Below are 19,672 nucleotides of genomic sequence, written 5' to 3' on the forward strand. Positions count from 1 at the left end.
GCTCTTGGCGATTTTCAGGTTGCGCGTGTGAAAGGCGATCGCCTCCTGGATGTGCTCGTCCCAGTAACCCCAGTTGTGGTTGCCGGGGAACTCCTGGTACTCGTGGGCGATGTGGCGGTCTTCCAGGAACTTGTGGAAGTCGCGGTTCTGCTGGAGCAGGAAGTCCTCCGTGCCGCAGTCGATCCGCATGGCCGGGATTCGGCCGTGGTCGATCCGCTCGACGATCGCGAAGGGGTCTTCCGGACCGTTCTTGGGCTCCTTGCCGAAGATTCGGGGGAACTCCGGGCTCAGCTTCTTGCCTTCTTTCGGGTCGGCCTGCAAGAAGCCCACCGCCCCCGAATGCGAGTTGACGCTGCAGAACATCTCGTGGTGCTTCAGCCCCAGCTTCACCGCGCCGTAGCCCCCCATCGAGAGCCCGCCGATCGCTCGGCCTTCGCGTTCAGCGCGGACGGGGAAGGTCCGTTCGACCAGTCCGACGACGTCCTTGATGAGGTCGTCCTCGTAGGCGTAGCCTTCCTGGGCGTTGGTGTACCAGTTCCGGCCGCCGTCGGGCATGACGACGACCAGCGGGAAGTCTTGCACGTAACGCTCGATGCTCGTGCGGCGGGCCCAGATGGTGTGGTCGTCGGAGAGTCCGTGGAGGAGGTAGAACGTGGACCAGGGGCGGGCCTTCGCTGGATCGTCGGGGAAGATGATGTTGAACGCCGACGCTTTCATCAGCGACCGGCTGAAGTACTGGATCGTGGCGAAGGCCATCACGTCTCCTCGTCGGATCTGTGTGGGGGCTCAGACTCTGGATCGAATCGACCCAGTGTCGGATCGCCGCTCGGCGAAAGCAACGGGGCGAGCGATTCGATGGCCGATTCGATCATGGCCTCGGGATTCGTCTCCAGCGATTGCAGATCCTCGACGAGCGTCTCGACGCCCCGCGCGACGACCGCCCGTCGATCGGCCATCCGCAGCACGGCGGTCGGGTCGATCGCCTGGAGGACCGCCTTGGTCACCGGGCGTTTCGACCCGGGCGCGGCGAACGCGCGGAGCAGTTCCAGGGTGATCGGGTCGTTCCCCAGCGCGGCAAGGACGGCGGCCTCGGCGGCGGTCGAGCAGGGGAGCAGATAGCAGGTGTCGTCCAGGACGATCGGCTTTCCCGCGACCAGTCCCACCGCACGAAACCGAGCCGGGCGATGAACCCCCGCGACGGCGACCTTGTAGGGGGCGAAGGAGTACGGGCCGATCCCGAACATCGCGAACGGCGGTCGACCGTCGTAGATCGACGATCGTCGACGGGCGAAGCGATCGGCGTGGGCGTTGAGGTAAGCCCAGAGCCGAGGGGCCTCCGTGGCGATGGCGGTCGTGTCGTCGCCAAGCTTCCGCTGCGTGACGATCAGGGCCCGCCGAGGACGCTCGCGTGCGGGCCGCTTCAGGTCGGCGCCCTTCACGAGCGGGTAGAGCCATTCGGGCTCAACGTCGACGACTTCACCCAGGCCGTTGCGGAGCGGGCCGCCCGGCCCGTCGGCGGTCAACTCCACGACGGGGGCGGCGTCGTGCTTGACGCCCTGACGCCACTCCCGCGGGCAGCCGCCGAGCGCGTCTTCGTGGGCCAGAGCCGTTTCGTAGTCCGTCGCGAATCGACCGCGGACGACGCCCATCGTGCGAACGGGGGCTGTCGCCTCCAGGTTCGGGAAGACGGCGATGCGGCCAGTAGGATTTGAGCGCCCAAGTGCCAAGATCAGGAAGCAAGCCGATACGGCCGCCCCGAACCAACGGCGGGCGTCGATCTCGATCAGCTCGGCGGTGATGGGAGTCTCGAGACGTCGAGCGTGGTCGAGCACGGCTCGGGCCACGGCCGACTTGCACAACAGGGCGATCGTCGCCGGTTGATCTGAGAGTTTGGCCAGGAGCTTGAGCCAGACGGCCTCGCCGAGGTCGAAGTTGGCCGAGCCCGTCCGGGCTTCCAGCCCTTCCAGGCCCTTCACGTTCCGCTTGGCCGGGAGGTTGAGGCTCCCCAGGCGGCCGAGCTCGGCGCTGGTCACCCAGGGAGGATTACCGACGATCAGGATCGGCCCGTCCCCTGACCAGGGGAGGCGGGAAAGGTCGACGCCGAAGAGGTCGGCTTCCAGGATCGTCGCGCGACCGTTCAGCGCGGCGCGGGCCTCGTTGCAATAGGCCGATTGCCGCTCGATCCCGATCGCCTCGCGGGGAGGGTGGGGCGAATCGAGCACGGCCCGCAGGAAGTTCCCGCGCCCGCAGGTGGGTTCCAGCACGCGAGCCCAGCGCCCGCCGATCGGACCGAGACGTTTGACGAGCGCCTCGGCCAATTCGGGGGGCGTCTGGAAGTCGCCGAACTCCTTCTTGCCCACGCGTCGGGCCTTACTTGATCTTGGCCCCGGGGACGCACTCGGCGTCGTCGACCGTGAGCAGGATCACCTTCTCGCCCGAGGTGGCCGCGAGGAGCATGCCGTTGGAGGTCTCGCCGCGGAGCATCGCCGGCGCGAGGTTGTTCACGATGATGATGTTCTTGCCCACGAGCGTCTCGGGCGCGTAGTGGGCCTTGACCCCGGCCACGATCTGCTTCTGCTGGTCGCCGACGTCCACCTGCAGGAGCAGCAGCTTGTCGGCGTTGGGATGCGGACGCGCCTCCAGCACCTTGGCCACCCGGAGTTCGATCTTGGCGAAGTCGTCGTACGTGATGGGATCGGCCACGGTCCTCGTTCTCTCGCAAAAAGGGCGGACGGTCGGGGAAAATCGCACCCGATTGTGACCCGTCGCGGCGAGAAATCCAAGACGAAAGGCGCGGGCCCTGCCCTCGCAGCCTCCGCTCCGGCTCTACTCGGGGGTAGCCGCGATTGTAATGTGGCCCACCGAGACGGTCGGACCGGCACCCACCAGCGGGTCCGCCGCCATCCCGGCCCTCGCGTCGGATGGAACCAGCGTTATCGTGATGGAGTCCGCCGATGCGCCTAAGAGACCTAATTCCCGCAGGTTCTCTGTGAGGTCCAAGGTAATGCTGGCCCCTTGACCTGCTTTCATCCCGTCCCGGTGGCCCATGGCCGCCTGGCTCGCCGATTCGAAGAAGGTGATTAGGCCCACAAAGTAGGGGGTGTTCGGGTCGCCGGCCTGCGCGAGGTCGGGCAGATTGATGTAGACGGAGTAATACCGACTCGGCGGCGTATCGTATCGGACGTCGGTGAAGATGGCTCGCACGATCCTGTGGTCGGCATCGCCTAGTCCTTGGAAGCCTCCTAACGCGGCCGTCAGTCTTGGCTGCTGAGCCGGCTCGACGGCGAGCCGGACCGTCTGGGGGGAACTGCCCAAGGTCCGCGGCGTTCCGTCGGTGGCGATAACTTCCTCCATCATACCTGGCGGGAACGCCTTGATGACGTTCCGGCGCTGAGGCCCGGCCAAGGAAGGCGGGACGGCCTGGACACTGACGCCCTTGTCGTAGTAATACCCAAGCCGATCCAGGTCTAACACATTTGATGCGGATAGTTCAATCCGTCTTCCGCCCGGGTCGAAGAAGGTAAAGCGGGTCTCAAGCCAGAGGGGGTCATCCGGATTCCTCCGGCCTCTGCCGAGGCGGAGCCATTCGCCCCAGAGCCGGTCGACATTGGCGTGATGCAACCAGAAGATGGGATCTCGCCCGGCCGTATCAGGATTGCCCATCCAATGGCCGATCTCCGTATGCACCGCGTTATGGGCGCAGACTTCGAGGGCTCCGAAATTACGGTTGTGTTCCCGATGGCCGGGCTCTCTCTTGTAGGGGCCACCGAACCCCTCGCCGCCACAAGGCGATGCGAACGAGACAACGCGGAACGCATGTTCCCAGGCGACGGCGGTGGCAGCGATTGGCATTCCCTGCTTGATACAGCGGTTCTTCTCGAAGAGCGGACTATCCGAGTCGAAGAATCGATCCGGTAGGGCCCGCTGGGAGCGATCTGTCCAATCCCAATAGGGAAGTGTCAACTCGACGTCGCCCGAGGCGGCGCGGAGGATGCGCTCGAAGGCGAACAGATAGGCACGGTGCCAGGGCAGGAACCACCAATTGGCATGCTGGCAGCTTCCCCAGGCTTCCAGTATCGTTTCTTCCTCCTGGTCAAGGTAGCCGTGCATGTTGGCCTGGTACCACCAGGAAGTCGGGTCGTGCTTGGGCCGCGATTTCATAACCCGGACGCCACGCTCAAGCGAGTCCAATTCGCGGGACGTCAGGCTTGAGAAGCTCTTGCGCATCCGAATCCTGCCGTCCGGGCCAGGGGATGGCTCGGGTGCGGGACTTGGGCCTGGAGGCGGGATCGGTTGGGGCGGAGGCCAGGGGCTGGGAGTAGGCGGCACGTAGGGTTGGGGACCGCAATCGCAGGGAGTTAGCTGGCCTCGACGGGCACATCCGCCTAACGCGGCGGAGAGGCCAACTGCCAAAACCTCGCGACGGGTCACGATTCGATGGGCCATAGGGGAGATCACCGCTTCGCAAAGATGGCACTCCTAATCGAGAGTCCATCCCGGCGGTCCCCGCCTGGGTCGATGAATGTACGCCTCATCGGCTAATCGGTTGTCGGTTCAGGAACCTGTTTCCCTGGAGTAACGGATTCCCGTCGGCCTGTGATGGGTATACCTTTCGGTTGGATTGTTTCCCTTTCTGTGCTAGTCACACCTCTTCCTCTGGTCGCTCCTCTTTCGCTCCCTTCGCGGCAACCTTCCCCCACGAAGGAAACCGATACTCGGCCACGTACTCTCGAACCGAGAATTGGCCTACCACTGCGAATCGGCTGCCTAGGTGTGTTGCGTTGGGTCGACGATATCGACTCGCAGGCTTCTGATTCGCGACATAGCTCGTTGCGTGCCCGCCCACCTTGGGCTTTACACCGTACGGCCGTTCAACCACGCGAACGGGACGGAGGGCTGGTCGGCGGTTCGCGCACCGATCTCGTCTGCGAGGTTCTCGTAGCGTTCCGGCTGGCGGCAGAGGTAGTCCTGGGCCTTGGCGGCCTTGCCGGAGAAGGAGCGGTTTTCCAGTCCCCAGGTGGTGTTCAGGTGACGGATGATCGCGGCGTAGTCTCGGGACGTGTAAACGCCGGAGCGCTGGGCCGCCGCGGCGAAGTGATCGAAGAGGTTCGGCAGTTGACCGTCCGTCATCCGGCTCCCGGGCATGGCGATCAGCCGCCTGAGCACGGAGTGGTAGGCGAGGAGCGTCGCTTCGGGGTCGCGCTCGAAGAGTTCGGCGACGATTCGGGTGTAGAAAACCTCGTGGCGCGTCTCGTCCGCGGCGATCTTGCGGCAGATCTTGGCGAGGCCCTCCTCGCCGCATTTGACCGCGATCCGGGCGACGTTCCCGTGTGAGAGCCGCGTCGCACGCTCCTGGAACGCGGAGTAGATCAGCCCGGCGTATTCGTGCCCTTCGTGCCCGGAGGTGAAGCCGTCACTGATGAGGTGGTGGATGGTCAGCTCGATCGACCTCATGTCGACGCGGCCCGAGAGCCGCAGGTAGGCATTGAGCAGGTCGCCGTGACGGTTCTCCTCGGCGGTCCAGCCTCGCAGCCAGCGCGCCCACGGAGCCTGCCCCCCTCCGGTCGGGTCCCTGGCGATCCGCTCGACCGAGATCGCGTAATTCGGCAGCGCCTCCTCGGTCACCATGTTTCCGACGAGTACGACGAGGAGTTCGTCAGGCAGGGCCCGAGCCGTTTCGCGGAAGCGATTCAGCCGATCCGCCCAGTCGTCCGCGTTGAGATCGGGCAGGAAATCGGTCGGTTGCCATGCTTCGTCGATCGGAAGAAGCAGCGACAACTGGTCGGAAACGAAGTCCTGGAGGCTTTCAATGACTTCTATCACCTGGGGCCAAGGTCTTCCTGCCGGGCCGGGCGGTTGAGGTGTTCAGAAGTTGGTTGCAAAGGGAGTTCGGAGGCGGAGACTGAGAGCGAACTGCCGCCGACGCTGAGCATCGTCGGCAGAGGGATCCGGCGGTTCTTCCGGCATCCTCTAGGTTTACGATCAACCCCGCCCGGGCGAATCTCCCAACGCCTGAGCCGACCGCGATCGTGGTCGATGCGGTCGGGTCTCTCCTCTGGGAACGGCAGCCGCCCTGTGCCGAGTTTCCTCCTTGATCCGTCCTCTCCGGGACGGACACCTTTGATCCGCAGACCATATCGAAAACCCAGCTTTCAGACCAGCCGAGCGATCGGGCGTGGTGCGGCCTCTGGAAGGCGCTCTCGATGTTTCGAGCCCAAAGTCGACTTCCGATCGTCGGGTTTCATGGCCAGGTCACCGGAGGAACCTCTCTTGGCGTTGTCGTCGGAGGCTCCCGTTCTCTCCGCGGCCCGCAAAGTCGTGACATTCCGGACGGCCGACGTCGGCCTCCCTTTCCACGCCTGGACGGGAGTGGAAGCCCGTGATGGAGCCGGAGTCTTGGTAGTATCGTATCGAATTGGAGGGCTGGGCTCGGATCTCCGCGGAGAAGGGGATCGGCGCGACCGGCCCGCCAGGCGAAAGCGACCGAACGAAGCCATCGTGGAGGCCCCGATTTCGATGTCCAACCGTCTGCCATTAGACGACTTGCGGTCGATGGCTTTGGTCGTCGAGCCGTCCGAGCGAACCCAATCCCGCGGGGCCGTCGTTGGCATTGGGCGACCCCTGGAGCGGTTCCCGTTCGGATTGCATCCGGTGGTCGGTCTGCCGGTGCCAGGAGTCCAGGCTCTTGGATCGATTCGGTGCCGGCTGCCTTTCCCCGTTTCCTCCTCCGCTCCTGGTGCAACCCAACCGGCAGGCGTTCGATGGCTTCCGTCTGGAACCGTCGCGAGCGGCGAGAAATCGTCAAACGAAGCCGTCGCGATCCATGCCGATTTCGTTCTCAAAACCCCTTCCGCCAATAGCTTGCGTCCGATGAGTTTGCTCTCGGATCGTTGCGAAGGAAGCCAATCCGGGGGGCGTCGCGGATGAGGAAGCCGCCCCGGGAATCCAAGGAGGGGACGCCGACGCATGAGCCGACACGCCGGGCGGAGCGGGCTGTCGCGGCGGCGGGGCCGTTCGCGCGGGTGAACGCCTGGTTGGCGCGGCCGGTCGGCCGGCTGGGGCTGTTGGTCCTCTGGGGGGCGATTCTCTGCGCGCCGGGGATCCTGTTCTTCAACCCGTATGAACCATTCGCGGGGGGGCATATCACTCGCGACCCGTTGTGGATCCACCGGCTCTACAGCGACGACTTCATCTACGTGTCGGCCTCGCGGAACCTCTCGCGGACGATGGCGAATCTGTTCACACCGCATTTCACCCACGTCGTCCCGGCCTGGCGGCTCCTAACCTGGTTTCTGGTCGCTTCGGCCGGGAGCCTGGCGCGGCTGCCGGACGTGTTGGCGGTCGCATCGTACGGGATCCTGGCGGCGACAATGGTTCTCGTGGGCCGGCTGACGGCGCGAGAGACGGGGAACCAGGCCGTGGGAGCGGCGGCGGCGGTCGGGGTCGGCACGACCTCGCTGATGATCGCGCCGGGGACGTGGTATTCGGCCGGGCAACCGCTCTGGGCGGCGTTCGCGACCCTCGGGGCTCTCTGGTTCGCGCAGTCCTGGCGGCGGTCGCCGTCGTGGCTTGCGCTCGGGCTCTGCATGGCGTCGACAGCCTGCGCGGGATGGCTCTGGACGATCGGCCATCTGGCGGGTCCGACGACGGCAATCTATCTGTGGCTCGATGGTCGACGGTCGTGCCGCAAGGCGGCCCTGGCGCCGATCGCGGCGACGGCCCTCGCCGTGGGGCTCTCGGTCGTCCTGGGCGCGGGGAAAGTCGACAGCCGGACGAGCTTCCACGGTCGGACGACGGCCGAGGCCGTGAGACCCGTCGAGGGCGTCTTCCACACGATGCAGGCCATCCCCGAGAGCCTGGTCCTGGGGAACCTCGGCCTGGCCGCCGAGACGACCGCGGGGCAGGGGGCGTTGCTCACCCTCGGCCTGCTCGGCCTCTGGGCGATCCCCCGGTTCCGTCGCGGCGGACTCGGGGCGTTCAACCCGATCGAGATCGCCGGCGCGACGTTCCTGGCGGGGAGCTATCTCATGGAATGGACCGTCCGCGGCTATCTCGATTACAAGTACTTACGCACGTTTAACGTGGACATGATGGTGCCCTGGTACCACGTCGCGCCCCAGGTCGGGGCGGTCCTCCTCGTGGTCGGCTGGTGGATGGGGCCGAGGAAGTCGGATGCGGTCGAGTCCCAGCCGGCGTCGATGCCGTTGAGCCGCAAGGCGGCGCTGGGGGTTCTGGCCTTCGCGGCGGTGCTGGCCGCCCTGAACCGGCCTCGGGTGGAGGACCTCTGGATCCACAGCGCCCCGGAGATGACGGCCTCGGAAGCCGCGCGCTTTCCGATCCCAGAACTGCAGCGGATGCGGGCCACCTCGCTGCTGCTGGACGAGGCCGCGAACCAGCGGAAGCATCTGCGGCGATATGACCTCGCGCAGAAAACGGCGGCTGGAATGGGGATCGGCCGCGACGCCATCCACGCCGCATTCGGCCGGATCGACGCTCCGCTGTTGCCCGACCGCTGCGACGGGGTCGACCTCCTGGACCTGCCCGAGCACGGTCAGCCGGCGGATCATGCTCGGGTCCGGCAGGCGCTCGGGCCGTACTTCATTCTGGAGCCGCCGCCCCGGCCGGATTGGTACGCGGCCGGGGACGTCTGGCCGCCGCCGTCGTCGAAGCCGACGAGCGGGGCGGCCCACGCTCCTTGATTGCGCCCGGTCAGAACGGCCGGCCTTCCTCGATCGGCTGCTCGACGTGCGAGAGGTTGTCGAACAGGGTGAGGTTCTTGATGAAGACGAGCTTGGCGGTGTCGGTTCGTCCCGAGCGGTTCTTGGCGACGATGACCTCGGCGATGCCGGGCTGGTCGTTGGCGTCGTAGTAGTCGGGCCGGTGGAGCAGGAGCACCATGTCGGCGTCCTGCTCGATGGCGCCCGACTCGCGAAGGTCGGCCATGCGGGGCCGGCGGTCCTCGCGGTTCTCGACGGCTCGGTTCAACTGAGAAAGGGCGATCACCGGCACATGCAACTCGCGGGCGAGCATCTTGAGGCGGCGGCTGATCTTGGCGATCTGCTCCTGGCGGCTGTCACGGGAGTCGTCGGAGTCGATGAGCTGGATGTAGTCGATCATGATCAGACCCAGCCCGTGCCGCATCTTCAACCGACGCGCCGAGGCCGTGATCTGGAGCATGTTCCGCGAGGGCGTGTCGTCGATGTGGATGGGCGAGGTGTTGATCTCGCCGAACGCCTTGCTCAGTTTGCTCATCTCGCGGTAGTCCATACCGCGTCCCGTCCGGATCTTGTGGTGGTCGACCTTGGAGTGGCCGCAGAGAATTCGCTCGCCCAACTCCAGCCGGCCCATTTCCAGGCTGACGATCAGCGAGGGGACCTTGAGATTGACGGCCGCGTGGGCGCAGATGTTCACGGCGAGAGCCGTCTTCCCCATGCTGGGCCGGGCCGCCAGGATGATGAGCTGCTCGGGCTGGAAGCCGCTGGTGATGTCGTCGAGGTCGTAGAAGCCGGTTCCGACCCCGGTGACGGCGTGGGAATCCTCCGATCGCTTGATAATCCGGTCCATCGCCTCGGCGAGGACGACGTCCAGGTCGTGGATCTGGCCCTTGATCTGGTCCTCGGCGATCTCGAAGACCTTGCGTTCGGCGGACTCCAGAAGCTGCTGCGAGGTGAACAGGTTGGAGTAGCCGTCGCGGATGATCTCCGTGGCGCTCTGGATCAACTGGCGGCTAACCGACTTCTGGCGGACGATCTCGGCGTGGTAGCGGGCGTTGGCGGCATGCGGGACGCTGTTGGCGATCTCCGACAGGCCGTCGTCGCCGCCGATCTGCTCCATCACGCCCTGGCGTTCCAGCTCGTCGCCCAGGGTGACCGCGTCGACGGCTTTCCCGTCGTTGTACATCTCGCGGACGGCCCGGAAGATGATCTGGTGGGCGTCGCGGTAGAAGTCGTCGGGCGTCAGGAACGAGACGATGTCGTGCAGGACGTCGTTGTCCAGCAGGATGCCGCCCAGGACGCTGCGCTCAGCATCGAGGTTCTGAGGCGGCAGACGGTCGCCGATCGCCGGCTCGTGACGACCAAAGGGCCCGTTGCCGTTCTTCCCTTCCCGTCCGAATCCCTGGCTGTTGCTGTATCCCGCGGGGACGGATGCCATGACCGAGTCCACTCCTTGGAATGCCGAGGCCGGCGGTCCCGTCGTCTTCGGCGCGCGAGGGAACGCTGGTTGTTCAGTCGACTGAACGATTGTATCGGCGGACGACGCCGCAGGCATCGTCGAAAACGGGAATCCGTGGAGCGGAGGGGTGGGGTCGCGAGGGGATGTGGGGATTTGCCGGCGGCAGGCCGACGGCGAGGAGAGGCAAGGAGCGGGGCGTCCGCCGCGAGAGTGCGGCCGGACGCCCCGAGATTCGGCGGCAGGTCAGACCGCGGCTTCCTCGGTGTGGGTCGGGACGACCCACAGCTTGACCTCGGTGTCGATGTCCTGCCCCAGGTGGAGCTTGATCATGTAGAGGCCCAGCTCCTTGAGCGGACCTTCGATCTTGACCTGTTCGGTCGCGATCGTGAAGCCGTCGGTCTTGAGGGCGGCGGCGATCTGGTCGGCGTTGACCGAGCCGTAGAGGTGGCCGTCCTCGTTGGCGTTCGCCTCGATCGTCAGCGAGCGCTGGGCGATCTGGGCGGCGAGGGCCATGAGGTCGGCGCGACGGGCGGCCTCGAGAGCGCGGAGACGCTCACGGTGCTTCTCGACGACGCGGAGGTTGTGCGGGGTCGCGAAGGTGGCCAGCCCCTGCGGGAGCAGGTAGTTGCGGGCGAAGCCGGGGCGGACCTTGACCAGGTCGCCGGCGTCGCCGACGAAGGGCACCTTGTTGGTCAGCAGGACGTGCATGTAGCCGTCCTTGGCCCGCAGCGGGTGGTTCTTGCGGCGCTCGACGCCGGGCTGGCGGGGGGGGCCGGCCGGGGTGGACTTCTTCGCGCCTTCGCCCTTCGCCTTGCCCTGGGACTTGGGCTTATTCTTGGTCTGGGTCTTCGCCATTGTCGATTGTCGCTTTCGATCCTTAGGCAAGCGCCGGGCGTTGGGGGCGTTCGTCGCCCTCCCCCATCCTCTCATCTCGCAGAGCCGCGCCGAGCCGTTGACGTACTTCAGGAAAAAAGGGCGAGCCGTTCGAAAGGGCGCGGAGCGCTCTTCATCGACGACGGACGCGCAAGCAGTCGATTAAAACCGATCGGGCCGAAATCTCCAATAGGTGCGTCTGTGCACTGTCGTGGTTCGGCCCGCCGGGGGTCAGAACGGGATGTCGTCGTCTCCCTGGTCCGGTGCGACAGCCGCGCGGCCGGCGTTGGAGTTCGACGGAGCGAAGCCGCCGCGGGGCGGGCCGTTGTCGAAACCACGGTCCTGATCCTGCCGGGGGCGACGGGCTGGGGCCGACTCACGGGCCGGGGGCGCTCCGTACTCCTCGTCGCCGGCGTAACCGGTTCCGCCGCCGCCGTCTCGGCGGCTGTCGAGGAACTGGACGCGGTCGGCCTGGACGCGGACCTTCGAGCGCTTCTCGCCGGACGTCTTGTCTTCCCACTGGTCCATCTTGAGGGAGCCTTCGACGAAGATCAGGCTCCCCTTGCGGAGGATCTGGCAGCAGGTTTCAGCCTGCCGGTCCCAGACGGTGACGTCGATGTACAGGACTTCCTCGCGGCGGTCTCCGTCGCGCCCCTGCCAGGAGCGGTTGACGGCCATCCGCAGCTCGGCGACGGCGGTCCCGTTGGGGATCCGTCGCAGTTCGGGATCGAAGGTGAGACGACCCATCAACTGCACGCGGTTCAAATCCGGCATCGCCCCGCTCCTTTCCCTTCTGTCCGAGTACTCAATACGCGAAACGGCTTGCAGATAAGGGTAAACGGTTGTTCCCTAGATTGCAAGTCGATTCGCGCGTCGATGGATGGGGTTGCAACGGTCGCGCCAGTTGGGTCTTCCGCGCCGGGGCGTTCAGTCGTCGCGACGGCGGCGGCGGGGACGGTCGTCGAGGTCGTCGTCGGAGGCGTTCTCGGCGTCGACGTTCGGGTTCGAGGTCATCGCCTGGTTGACGAGCTGTTCCTCGAGCTTCGGGTGGACCTTCAGGATCAGCTCGCGAAGGATGACGTCGCTGAGGTGGCAGTCGTTGACGATCTCCTTGAGCTTCGATCCGTCGGTGCGGAAGTAGGTCAGGAGGTACGTCCCCTTCTTGTGGCCGTTGATCGGGTAGGCGAGCCGGCGCTCGTCCCACTGGCGGCTGGCGACGATCTCGGACTCGTACTTGGTGAGAATGTCGTGGACCTGCTTGACGGTGTCGTCCCAGGCCGCGGCGGCCTTGGTGCTGTCGAGCAGGAACATGCCTTCATAGGTGTGGACGGGCAAGGGTCGGGTCTCCGTTGGGTCGTCGTCAGGTTCGGGTGTGGGTGTTTGGCTTGTCTGTTACGTGGGGGACGGTCCGTTGAATCGGTTCATGGCCGCCTGCATCCCTTGGGAGGCCCAGACGGCGACGGCCTGCGAGGCGAGGATCAGGGCGTCGTCGATTCTCGCACGGTCGGTCCCTTTGAAGCGGCCCAGGACGTAGTCGACGGCCTGGCCCTCCTCCGGCTCGCCGATGCCGATTCGGAGGCGGGGGAATTCATGGGTGCCGAAGTGGGCGGCGACGTCGCGGAGCCCTTTCTGGCCGCCGTCGGAGCCCCCCTTTCGGAGACGGAGCTTGCCGACGGGGAGGTTCAGGTCGTCGCAGACCACCAGGACGTCGGCCAACTCGATCTTGTGGAACCGGACGGCCTGGCCGACCGATCGGCCGCTGAGGTTCATGAACGTATCGGGCTTCAGCAACAGGACGCGGCGGAAGTCGATCTCGACCTCGGCGAGCAGGCCTTCGAACTTGCGAGTGAAGGCTGCGCCGGCGGCCATGCGGTCGACGAGGTCGAAACCGATGTTGTGCCGGGTCCCGTGGTATTTGGGGCCGGGATTTCCCAGCCCCACGACGAGCTTCAGGGATGGCAAGGCGAGAACTCCCTACGGCAAGGCGGGGGAAGGGCCGGGGCCGGCCCCCCGCGCCGAGGTCACTCGGCCTCCTTCTCCTTACGCTCGGGCTTGATGACTTCGGGCTGGGTCGCTTCGCCCTCGGCCGAGGCGGCCTCGGTCTGCTGGGTCGGCGACACGACGTGGATGAGCAGCAGTTCGGGGTCCGCCTCGACGACGACGCCCTGCGGAAGAGTCAACTCGCGGACGTGGACGCCCTGGTTGAGCTTCAGGCCGGAGACGTCGACCTTGATCGAGTCGGGGATCGAACCGGCGGGGCACTTGACGGTCAGGGTGCGGACGACGGGCTCCAGCACGCCCCCTTCGCCGACGCCGACGGCCTCGCCCTTGTATTCCAGGGCGACGTCGGTCTCGATCAGCTCGCCCTTGTCGACCCGAGCGAAATCGACGTGGAGGATCTCGCGGCCGAGGTGGTCCCACTGGACCTCGCGGATCAGCACGGTCTCAGTCTGGCCGCCCAGATCGAGCTCGGCCAGGTGGCTGGCGGCGGCGATCATCGACCGGGCGTCGATCGCGTCCAGGCTGATGGGGACCACGGCCTGCTTATGGCCGTAGATGACGGCAGGGATCCGGCCGGACTTGCGCAGGTTGCGTGACGCGCGGCTGCCCGTCCCCTTGTTCTTGGCGGGGTCTCGGGTTTCGACTTTCAACTTGAGTGCTTCGGACATCGTCGCTCGCCTCGACGGAACCGCGCCGGGCGGGGTTCCGTTGATCCATTGAAAAGAGAGCCGCGGGCTTCCCTCGACGCACCTTGCGCCGACGACCTCCCTCCGAGAAGGGTCGCCGCGAGCGGTCGCTCGTCGCACTTCGCCCGTCGAAAAATGCGGCCCTGGAGGCCGCGCATCCGTCCATTATGCAAATCCGACCCGAATCCTTCAAGACGGGAGATCGCCGACGGCTGGCGAATTACCGAAGCCGACCTGGCGAACAGCCTCGTAAAGCCCGACCGCCGCGGCGTTGGCGAGGTTCAAGCTGCGGGCTTCGGGTCGCATGGGGATTCTCAGGGCCCGCTCGCGGGCTTCGGTCACCCGGCGGACAGGAAGGCCGCGGCTTTCAGGGCCAAAGATCAGGCCGTCCCCAGCGTGGAAGACAGCCTCCGTATACAGGTGTGTCGATTTGGTGCTGAACCACCACAGATGGTCGATTCCGATGGCGGCGACGACCTCGTCTAAGGAGTCGACGATCCGGAGGTTCAGGTGCTCCCAGTAATCGAGGCCCGCACGGCGGACCATACGATCGTCGAGATGGAAGCCCAGGGGGCGTACCAGCCAGAGCGCCGCGCCGACCGCCACGCAGGTCCGGCCGATCGCACCGGCGTTGGCGGCGATCTCGGGTTCGAAGAGGATGACTTGGAGAGGAGGAGAAGGCATCGAGCGTCGGCCCCTGGTGAAGGCGAAACGCCCGGCGACGGGAGGATGTCCTCCGGTCGTCGGGCGCTGAGAGCGGACTCAGTCTTGCAATCAGATCAGTAGGAGTCGGCCGAGGTGATCTCGCCGCCGGCTCGGGTGGTCAAGGCCTGGAAGACCCCGATCTTCTGGCCGGGCGAGATGGTGTAATTGCTGCTGGCGTACACTACGCCGGCAGGTGCGTCGCCAGGGGGGACCGGCATCCAGGTATCGATGCTGTCGCGGAGGAATCTCACCGAGCCGTCGACCATCGAGACGTTCACGCCTCCCGGATGGAGGCTGGAGAGGTGAAGGGGAAGGTCCTCGATGTACGACGTGCTGTTGTAGATGGTCTTGGAGACGGACTTCTGGGCGTTGATCGGCCAGAGGCTCTGGAACGTGTTGTCCGTGTAATACCCCGAAGACCACCAGTGGAATGTGTCGCGGACGAGCGTGGTGCCGATGGTCTGGGGCAGCAGTGAATGGGCATGTTCGCCGAAGGAAATGGTGTTGCTCGTACCGTCGGTGATCCCCGCGATCGTGACGTTGGAATGACCGTACATCACCCCCGACATGCCGGCGAGGCGAGCGGCGTAGTTGGTGTTCGTCGTCCGAATCGACAACGACCAGAGGCCCGCGTTGCAGGCGTAGCTGCTGAACTGCATCCGCCAGCTGCCGGCCGGCGGAGCCACCCCGAAATTGGCCGTCGTGATCGCGACGGGTTGCGAGACCAACGGATCACTCGGGCACCAGAGGCTGGAGATGCCCTGGCCAATGACGGTCAGGTTCTCGAAGTCCGACTGACATAGGTTCATGTTGGCAGCGTCATAGACGCCCTTCTGCTCGATGAACGGGGCCAGCCGGAACCAGATGCTCAGGCTGTCCTTGGTGGTCATGTCGCGATAACGGATCTGTGTCAGGTTGCTGGGAGGGAAGCAGCCGTTGGAACTCTCATAGTTGGCGGCGCCCAACGCCAACTGCTTGAGGTTGTTGACGCACTGGGCGCGACGCGCTGCCTCGCGGGCGGCCTGGACCGCCGGCAAGAGAAGGGCAATGAGGACGGCGATGATCGCGATCACCACCAGCAACTCGATCAGCGTGAAGCCGCGATCGCGCCGGAGGCTTGGAGATTCGGACACAGAGGTCATGGAGAACTCCCAAGAAAGGATAACGATGGAGCGGGAGTTGGCGGAGAGAAGTCGGCTTGGGCGTGGCGGACGGTCCCGACAGATCAAGCGGCGGGTGGGATTCGTCAACGCCCGATGCCGGCTGCCTCACGCGCGGAGACGGTTTTCCCTTTGACCTTCACCGGAGGCTGTTCCTCGCCCCCCTTGATTAAAGGAGAGGAAGCGTCCGTCGCCGCAGCCTTCATGTCGGGGCCGGCCACCTCCGAGCTAGTGCAGCCGACGAACGACGTCGCCGCAGCCGTGGCGAGGATCAGGTTTAGGAAACAACGGCGGTGCGCCATGTCTGCAAAGCTCCCGCGGCAGGACACTTCGTGCGCTCGTGGTGCACGGATTAATACATTTGAGCACCCGGGTCGCGAATGAAACACGACCCCAGGACCGAATGGGTCGGACCTAGCACTCAAGAGGCGAACGACTCTCAGTCCAGGGAGAGGAGGTCAGGACCGAGGAATCGCCAAGGGAATCGAATACTCGAAATCGAGAGACGATCATAACCCGGCCCTTCGGTCACCTGTCAAGGGTGTACGACGAGGGCAGGAATAATTGAAGAACGTTCATTTTCAGCGAGAAGGCGTTCGGTATCGATGGCCGTCTCTTCAGGGCGTCAGAACCCGCCGGTTACCGGTGGGCCTCGGAAGACTCTGATGCGGAACGATGCGGAATCAGCTCGAATTCCGTATCGATCTGCCCAGGGTCGACCGCCCTGGCGGAGTGGGAGGCGTGCCCGTGCGCGACCACCGCCTCGGGGGGACGTCGTCCGCTGAGGCGCTGGATCACATAGAAGAACACCGGCGTCAGGAAGATCCCGAAAATGGTGACGCCGAGCATGCCGCTGAACACCGCCACGCCCAGGGTGCGGCGCATCTCGGCGCCGGCGCCCGTCGAGAGGATCAGCGGAACGACGCCGAGGATGAAGGCCATCGACGTCATGATGATCGGGCGGAGTCGCAGTTCGCAGGCTTCGAGCGTGGCGTCGAACGCGGTGGCCCCGTCTTCGCTTCGGAGCTTGGCGAACTCGACGATGAGGATGGCGTTCTTGCACGCCAGGCCCACCAGAACGATGAACCCGACCTGCGTGAAGATATTCACGTCCATCTTCCAGAGGTTGACGCCGATGCAGGAGCAAAGAAGGCACATCGGCACGACCAGGATGACGGCCAGCGGCAAGGCCCAACTCTCATATTGAGCGGCCAGCACAAGGAAGACGAGGATCACCGCGAGCGTGAAGGCGAACATCGCCGTGCTGCCGGTCTGACGCTGAAGCAACGCCAATTCCGTCCAATCGGCGCGCATCGCCTGGGGGATCTCGTCGCCGACCACGCGCTGCATCTCGTCGAGAGCCTGACCCGAACTGACGCCGGGGGCCGGACGGAGGTTGATCGCGGCCGAGGGATAGAGATTGTAGCGAAGGATCATGACGGGGCCGCTGACGTCGCGCAGTCGAGCGATCGAACCGAGGGGCACCATCATCCCGGCGTCGTTGCGAATTCTCAGCCCCGCCAGATCGCGGCGCTGGCGGCGGAAGTCCGCAAGACCCTGGACGTTGACCTGCCAGGTCCGGCCGAAGAGGTTGAAGTCGTTGACGTAGAGGGAGCCCAGATAGACCTGGAGCGTGTTGAACAACTCGGCGATTGAGACGCCCAGGAGCTTCGCCTTCTCACGGTCGACGTCCAGATAGAGCCAGGGAGTGTCGGCTCGGAAACTCGTGAAGAGGCCCTCCAGCATGGGCGAGGCCGTGCCCGCGGCGACGACGCGGCTCGCCACGGTCTCCAACTCCTTCGAGCCCAGATCGCCACGATCCTCCAGAACGATCTTAAAGCCGCCCGCGGTCCCCAGACCGTCGACCGGCGGCGCGTCGAAGACGTTCACCGCCCCTTCGTGGACCTGCTCCTGCAGGGCGTTTTGGAGCTGGGCTGCGACGATGGGACCGGAGAGGCCCTCCTTCGCACGGTGGTGGAAGTCGTCGAGCATGACGTACATCGCGCCGAAGTTCGGAGCGTTAGCGTTCATGAGAATCGACTGGCCGGCGATCGCCAAAGTGTGGGAGACTCCCGGCAGTTTCAGAGCCAGGGCCTCGGCCTGTTTCATGACGGCTCGCGTCCGCTCCAACGAAGAGGAGTCGGGCAACTGCATGTTGACCAGCAGATAGCCCTTGTCCTGAGAGGGGATGAACCCGGCTGGGGTTCGAGTGAAGGCGAAGTACGTCAATCCGAGCAGACCGCCGTACAGCAACAGCACCAGGGCGCTGACGCGGAGTAGGCCTCCCACCATTTTCGTATAAAATCCGGCCGAGGCGTCGAATCCACGGTTGAACGCGGCGAACGTCCAGCCCAGCAGACGGTTGAGTGGGAAGCCCGCCAGCCAGCCGCCGACGCCGCCGGCCAGCGCCCCGAGAATCATGGCGAACTGATCGTGGGTCAGCCTCGACGGCGTGTAGGCTTGGGGGATGTAGGACGCGAGGAGCGGAGCGAGGAACGTCGCTCCCGCCCAGCCTCCGGCGAGCACGAAAGCCAGGCCCGGCAGCGCCTCGAACGTCCCTTTCTTGCGGGGCTTCAGCAGCATTGCGGCCAGGGCCGGGCTCAGGGTCAACGAATTGAACGCCGAGATCAGGGTGGACGTCGCGATCGTAAGGGCGAACTGCCTGAAGAACTGGCCGATGATCCCCGAGATGAACGCGCAGGGGACGAACACGGCCGTCAACACCAGGCCCACCGCGACGACCGGCGAGGAGACTTGCTCCATGGCCTTAATCGTCGCCTCGCGAGGCGGGAGGCCGTGCTCGATGTGGTGTTCGACGGCCTCCACGACGACGATGGCGTCGTCGACCACGATGCCGATTGCCAGCACCAGCCCGAACAGCGTCAGGTTGTTCAGGCTGAAACCCATCGCCGCCATCACGGCGAACGTCCCCACGACGGCGACAGGCACCGCGATGAGAGGGATCAGCGCAGACCGCCAGTTCTGAAGGAAGAGCAGCACGACGACGGCCACCAGGATCACCGCGTCGCGAAGGGTCTTGAAGACCTCGTTGACCGATTCCGTGATGAACGGCGTCGTGTCGTAGGCGATGGAATAGTCCACGCCTTCGGGGAACCGGTCTTTGAGTTCCTCCATCTTGGCGCGGACCAGATTGGCGACCTCCAGCGCGTTCGATCCGGGGCGCTGGTAGACCGAGAGCGCGACGGTGGGCTGACCGTCGAGCGTACAGGCCTGGTCGTAGCCCTGGGCGCCCAACTCGACCTTCGCGACGTCCCGCAGGCGAACGATGGCGCCGTTGGGGTCCGACTTCAGGATCATATCGGCGAACTGGTCTGTGTCGCTGAGGCGGCCGAGGGTCGTGATGGTGAACTGGAACGCCTGCCCGGTGTCGACGGGAGGTTGGCCCAACTGGCCGGCGGCGACCTGGACGTTTTGCTGCTCGATCGCGCGGACGACGTCGGACGCTCCAAGGTTGCGGAAGGCCATTTTCTGAGGATCGAGCCAGACCCGCATGGAGTAGTTGCGCTGGCCGATGTAGGTGATGTCGCCGATGCCGTCGAGCCGGGCCAACTCGTCGCGAAGCTGGATGGTGGCGTAGTTGCTCAGATAGAGGTTGTCGCGGGTGTTGTTGGGCGAGTAGACGTTGATGATCATCAAGATGCTCGGCGACTTCTTCGTCACCGAGACGCCGCGGCGCTTGACCAGGTCGGGGAGGATCGGCTCGGCGAGAGCCTCGCGGTTCTGGACGAGGACCTGGGCCATGTTCAGGTCGACGCCCGGTTTGAACGTGACGGTGAGCGTGTAATTGCCGTCGTTGGTGCACTGCGACGACATGTACATCATGTTCTCGACGCCGTTGACCTGCTGCTCGATGGGCGCGGCGACGGTGTCGGCGACGACCTGGGCGTTCGCCCCCGGATAGAACGCGGCGACCTCGACGGTCGGCGGCGTGATGTCGGGGTACTGCGCCACCGGGAGCGTCCAGAGGGTGATCCCGCCGGCGAGCGTGATCACGATCGAGAGCACCGAGGCGAAGATCGGTCGGTCGATGAAGAATCGCGAGAACACGGCGGC

16 protein-coding genes are annotated in these 19,672 nt (G+C 65.4%); 1 reads left to right on the forward strand and 15 read right to left on the reverse strand.

Annotation, left to right across the window (positions count from 1 at the left end):
• The 5 genes from G5C50_RS29565 to G5C50_RS29585 all read right to left on the reverse strand — a co-directional run.
• Nucleotides 1-756, reverse strand: a 756-nt coding sequence (locus G5C50_RS29565; protein ID WP_165074978.1) for an alpha/beta hydrolase, incomplete at its 3' end; no start/stop codon positions are given.
• A complete protein-coding gene (locus tag G5C50_RS29570; RefSeq protein WP_165074980.1) occupies nucleotides 756-2,360 on the reverse strand; it encodes an SAM-dependent DNA methyltransferase in 1,605 nt (534 codons plus the stop codon). The genes G5C50_RS29565 and G5C50_RS29570, both read right to left, overlap by 1 nt.
• Before the next feature lie 10 nt (nucleotides 2,361-2,370).
• Nucleotides 2,371-2,703 carry a methionine--tRNA ligase subunit beta gene (gene metG, locus G5C50_RS29575; protein WP_165074982.1) on the reverse strand — a complete coding sequence of 111 codons (333 nt, stop codon included), beginning with the start codon at nucleotides 2,701-2,703 and terminating at the stop codon, nucleotides 2,371-2,373.
• A gap of 123 nt (nucleotides 2,704-2,826) precedes the next feature.
• Nucleotides 2,827-4,227: a tyrosinase family protein gene (locus tag G5C50_RS29580; protein ID WP_165074984.1), complete on the reverse strand. Its 1,401-nt coding sequence runs from the start codon at nucleotides 4,225-4,227 to the stop codon at nucleotides 2,827-2,829.
• A 627-nt stretch (nucleotides 4,228-4,854) separates the two neighbouring features.
• Nucleotides 4,855-5,823, reverse strand: a complete 969-nt coding sequence (locus tag G5C50_RS29585; RefSeq protein WP_240907417.1) for an acyl-ACP desaturase — start codon at nucleotides 5,821-5,823, stop codon at nucleotides 4,855-4,857.
• A gap of 1,100 nt (nucleotides 5,824-6,923) precedes the next feature.
• Between G5C50_RS29585 and G5C50_RS29590 the strand changes: the two genes are divergently transcribed.
• A complete protein-coding gene (locus G5C50_RS29590; RefSeq protein ID WP_165074986.1) occupies nucleotides 6,924-8,699 on the forward strand; it encodes a hypothetical protein in 1,776 nt (591 codons plus the stop codon).
• Nucleotides 8,700-8,709: 10 nt separating this feature from the next.
• On the opposite strand, the gene dnaB is transcribed toward G5C50_RS29590, so the two are convergent.
• From dnaB to G5C50_RS29640, 10 genes are all read right to left on the reverse strand, one after another.
• Nucleotides 8,710-10,152: a replicative DNA helicase gene (gene dnaB / locus G5C50_RS29595; protein ID WP_165074988.1), complete on the reverse strand. Its 1,443-nt coding sequence runs from the start codon at nucleotides 10,150-10,152 to the stop codon at nucleotides 8,710-8,712.
• Between the two features lie 264 nt (nucleotides 10,153-10,416).
• Nucleotides 10,417-11,028 (reverse strand): 50S ribosomal protein L9, encoded by a 612-nt coding sequence (gene rplI, locus G5C50_RS29600; protein ID WP_165074990.1) that lies wholly within the window; start codon nucleotides 11,026-11,028, stop codon nucleotides 10,417-10,419.
• 249 nt (nucleotides 11,029-11,277) lie between these two features.
• Nucleotides 11,278-11,820 carry a single-stranded DNA-binding protein gene (locus tag G5C50_RS29605; protein ID WP_165074992.1) on the reverse strand — a complete coding sequence of 181 codons (543 nt, stop codon included), beginning with the start codon at nucleotides 11,818-11,820 and terminating at the stop codon, nucleotides 11,278-11,280.
• 153 nt (nucleotides 11,821-11,973) lie between these two features.
• Nucleotides 11,974-12,381: a 30S ribosomal protein S6 gene (gene rpsF, locus G5C50_RS29610; protein ID WP_165074994.1), complete on the reverse strand. Its 408-nt coding sequence runs from the start codon at nucleotides 12,379-12,381 to the stop codon at nucleotides 11,974-11,976.
• A gap of 57 nt (nucleotides 12,382-12,438) precedes the next feature.
• A complete protein-coding gene (pth, locus tag G5C50_RS29615) occupies nucleotides 12,439-13,008 on the reverse strand; it encodes an aminoacyl-tRNA hydrolase (RefSeq protein WP_206107911.1) in 570 nt (189 codons plus the stop codon).
• Nucleotides 13,009-13,067: 59 nt separating this feature from the next.
• A complete protein-coding gene (locus G5C50_RS29620; protein ID WP_165074996.1) occupies nucleotides 13,068-13,715 on the reverse strand; it encodes a 50S ribosomal protein L25 in 648 nt (215 codons plus the stop codon).
• A 207-nt stretch (nucleotides 13,716-13,922) separates the two neighbouring features.
• Nucleotides 13,923-14,417 (reverse strand): tRNA (cytidine(34)-2'-O)-methyltransferase, encoded by a 495-nt coding sequence (locus G5C50_RS29625; protein WP_165074998.1) that lies wholly within the window; start codon nucleotides 14,415-14,417, stop codon nucleotides 13,923-13,925.
• A gap of 95 nt (nucleotides 14,418-14,512) precedes the next feature.
• On the reverse strand, nucleotides 14,513-15,580 hold the full coding sequence (locus G5C50_RS29630; RefSeq protein ID WP_165075051.1) for a DUF1559 family PulG-like putative transporter: 1,068 nt from the start codon (nucleotides 15,578-15,580) through the stop codon (nucleotides 14,513-14,515).
• A gap of 104 nt (nucleotides 15,581-15,684) precedes the next feature.
• On the reverse strand, nucleotides 15,685-15,900 hold the full coding sequence (locus tag G5C50_RS29635) for a hypothetical protein (RefSeq protein WP_165075000.1): 216 nt from the start codon (nucleotides 15,898-15,900) through the stop codon (nucleotides 15,685-15,687).
• Nucleotides 15,901-16,237: 337 nt separating this feature from the next.
• Complete coding sequence (locus tag G5C50_RS29640) at nucleotides 16,238-19,666, reverse strand: efflux RND transporter permease subunit (RefSeq protein ID WP_165075002.1); 3,429 nt, start codon at nucleotides 19,664-19,666, stop codon at nucleotides 16,238-16,240.
• Nucleotides 19,667-19,672 lie beyond the last annotated feature (6 nt).

Origin of the sequence: Paludisphaera rhizosphaerae (genome assembly GCF_011065895.1) — a bacterium.
Taxonomy (GTDB): Bacteria; Planctomycetota; Planctomycetia; order Isosphaerales; family Isosphaeraceae; genus Paludisphaera; species Paludisphaera rhizosphaerae.